Source organism: Gluconacetobacter entanii, assembly GCF_003206495.1.
Classification (GTDB): Bacteria; Pseudomonadota; Alphaproteobacteria; order Acetobacterales; family Acetobacteraceae; genus Novacetimonas; species Novacetimonas entanii.
The window spans coordinates 1-3009 of the sequence record NZ_NKUF01000100.1 but is presented as its reverse complement, the minus strand read 5'-3'; the positions used below and the strand labels follow the sequence as shown (position 1 = coordinate 3009).

Annotated in this window: 3 protein-coding genes and 1 pseudogene; 3 read left to right on the top strand and 1 reads right to left on the bottom strand. The window is 62.0% G+C overall.

Annotated features, from left to right (window positions below; translation table 11 throughout):
* Window positions 1–99: 99 nt before the first annotated feature.
* The 3 genes and pseudogenes from CFR72_RS16505 to CFR72_RS16495 all read left to right on the top strand — a co-directional run.
* A pseudogene (locus CFR72_RS16505) lies at window positions 100–420 on the top strand (TrbG/VirB9 family P-type conjugative transfer protein); the annotation flags it as partial.
* Window positions 417–1592, top strand: a complete 1176-nt coding sequence (locus CFR72_RS16500; RefSeq protein ID WP_110914789.1) for a TrbI/VirB10 family protein — start codon at window positions 417–419, stop codon at window positions 1590–1592. The pseudogene CFR72_RS16505 and the gene CFR72_RS16500, both read left to right, overlap by 4 nt.
* Window positions 1589–1822, top strand: a complete 234-nt coding sequence (locus CFR72_RS16495) for a DUF2274 domain-containing protein (protein WP_007396822.1) — start codon at window positions 1589–1591, stop codon at window positions 1820–1822. Before CFR72_RS16500 ends, CFR72_RS16495 begins: the two co-directional genes overlap by 4 nt.
* A gap of 2 nt (window positions 1823–1824) precedes the next feature.
* Here CFR72_RS16495 and CFR72_RS16490 read toward each other — a convergent pair whose 3' ends face one another.
* A complete protein-coding gene (locus tag CFR72_RS16490; RefSeq protein ID WP_099347859.1) occupies window positions 1825–2745 on the bottom strand; it encodes a LysR family transcriptional regulator in 921 nt (306 codons plus the stop codon).
* Window positions 2746–3009 lie beyond the last annotated feature (264 nt).

Genomic DNA, 3009 nt, shown 5'->3' with positions numbered 1-3009 from the left:
CGCCTCCATGAACTCCTGCCCTGGCACTGGAAAGCCCACCAGCAGGTCCACAATACCATCGCCGCCTGAATACGCCCGCGTCTCTCGCCGGATGATTACGACGTGGGTTTGGATCTCGACGCGCTGAATTTCCGTTACGCCATCCAGCCGGTGAAAGGCGCCACACCGCCCTGGTTACCCAGCCGGGCTTTCGATGATGGGCATAAGGTCTATATCGCTTTCCCATCCGGGATCGGGCAGGGGGAACTGCCCCCGCTCTTTGTGCTGGGGGCCGATGGTGGGCCGGAACTGGTCAATTACCGGGTGCGGCAGAACTGGATGATCGTGGATCGCCTGTTTGCCGCAGCCGAACTGCGGCTGGGCGACAAGCATTCCGAGCAACGGGTGCGCATCGTCCGTACCGACGGACGGCGGACATGACCGGGCAGGCGCCGACAGTGGGCGAAAATCCCGCAGGTGCTGCAACGCCGCCGCCCGATCTGCGTCTGCGGGCCGATCGGCCGCGCGTGGTGCGTCTGTCGCGCACCGTGGTCTGGTCGCTGGGCGGGGTCGGCATGGTCGCGGTGGCCTTCGCGCTGGGTTACGCCCTTCAGGCCAGCCATAGGCCGCCGTCCACGTCGGCCACACAGGATACCGATGTCCGTCCCTCGGCCGACGGGCTGGCGGGGCTGCCCTCCGATTATATCGGCAAGGACGTGCCGAAACTCGGGCCAGCGTTGCCCGGTGATCTCGGGCGCGCCATCCTGCATGCGCAAGGGCAGGGGAAGGCGGCCTCCGGTACCGAAGACCACCGCGCCGCGCAGGAGGCCGAGGCGGCGATCGCCAGCCGGCTGTTCGTGCAGACGGGGGAGCGCGACCGTGCCAGTGACCAGGCGATGCCACCCGTACCGGGCGCTCCTGCCTCTCAGGGGCGGGCGTCCACCACGGACGGACCACAGGCTGGAAACATTGCCTTCCTGGAAGGGCAGCCGGATCGCGCGACAACCAGCCCCGATCGCATCATGCCGCTGGTCTCGCCCTATATCCTTCAGGCGGGCACGGTGATCGCTGGCGCGCTGAACACGAAAATCAGCTCCGACCTGCCGGGCCAGATTACCAGCCATGTGACCCAGAACGTCTATGACAGCCCGACCGGGCGCTATCTTCTGATCCCGCAGGGGAGCACGCTGTTTGTGGCCTATAACAGCAGCGTCTCCTTCGGGCAGCAGCGCACCCAGATTATCTGGACCCGGCTGATTTTCCCGAATGGCGAAAGCCTGGTGCTGGAAAAGCTGCCCGGCGGCGACGCCATTGGCCAGTCCGGCCTGTCCGACGAGGTGAACAGTCACTGGGGGCAGTTGTTCAAAGCCGCCCTGGCCACGACCCTGCTCAGCGTGGGCTCCGAAGCCGGGACGTCATGGAACGAGAACAACCTGATGCAGGCGATCCGTTCTGGCGCCAGCAACGGGTTTTCCATGGTCGGTAACCGGCTGATCGATCGCAGTCTGAACGTCCAGCCCACCCTGACCGATCGGCCGGGGCTGCCCTTTACCGTTCTGGTCGGGCACGACCTGCTACTCAAACCCTACCGGGATCAAGGACATATACGATGACGGACCTGAAAATCCGGGAACTTCCCGATGAGAAACCGGTCAGAATGACCGTGGCGCTACCCGCCGACCTCCATCGTGACCTGCTTGCCTATGCGGCACTTCTTTCCGGCAACGATGGGGCGATGGACCCGGCCCGGCTGGTCGCGCCCATGCTTCGGCAGTTCATGATGTCGGACAAGGGATTCGCCAGGGCGCGGAGGCAGGCAAAAGCAGCATCGTCGGAAAAGTAGCCTCACGGCCACGGCTGATGGGCTTCGATATATCGGGCGAAGCTCTGGGCGCAGGGATTCTCATTGTCGGGCCGCCAGACAATGCCGAATTCCAGATGGGAGGAACCGCCTGCGTCACGGATTTCCATGATCGCGATGTCGTGGCCATGCTGATCGCGGATCAGCGGCAGCCACGAGGCCGGAAGTAGCGCGATGCCTTCCTTGTTCTGGACGAGTGCGACAACCCGATTGCTGCCGATATCATGATGACGGATTCTGGGATGGATATCGGTTTCACCGAGTTTTCGCCGGATAAGTTCCTTGAAATCATGACCGGCATTATCACGTCCGATCAGGAATGTTTCATGACGCAGATCTTGCCATGAGATTTCCCGTCGTGTCGCCAGAGGGTGATCGGTGGAGAGCGCCGCCACGATGCGGTCGCTCCAAAGGGGCATGACGCGCAGGACTGGCGTCAGATTGCGACGTGTGACGACCGCGAAATCGATCTGTCCGCGCTGGAGCCGACGCACCAGTCTCTTGCCTGTGCCCTCGGAATAGCGAAAGATGATATCGGGATGCGTAGCACGGAACTCCGCCGTGAAGGCCGAGAGGCGTCCAGGCAGGACGCAGGTCTGGATGCCGATGGAGATCTGGCCATTCTCGCCCTTGCCCGTCCGCCGAGCGCGGGCGTTCATGCCAGCCACGTTATCCAGGATCATCTGGGTCCAGAGGATAAATTCTTCACCGAAGGCTGTCGGGGTAGCACCGGCCGGGGAGCGGGTGAACAGCCTGACATTCAGCCGCTCTTCGAGGTTGTGCAGGGAGCGGCTGACGGCCGATTGCCGGGTGTTCAGGAAACGTGCCGCGCCGTGGATACTGCCTTGCTCGGCGATTGCCCGCACGCATAGGAGTTGCCACAGATCGAACGGTGGGCGCCGCATGGCCCGTCACACCATCTTGCCACGGCATGGTTTCAAAACCGTATTGTCCGTTAATTGTATAAAACGAGCATAGATGGGCAGAATAAACATGGCAGTTTTATCCTGTGATTGGGTATTGTTACGCCTCCGAAAACATAGCTAAATAAAATGACGCTGATAAAACTCTGAGGTGGTCCCGTCCGTTCGGACAGCTTTGTGGGCTTGATAAGCTATACCCGGTTGTTGTTATGCCGCCCTTCTGACAGCGTTGCTGTTGGCCATCTG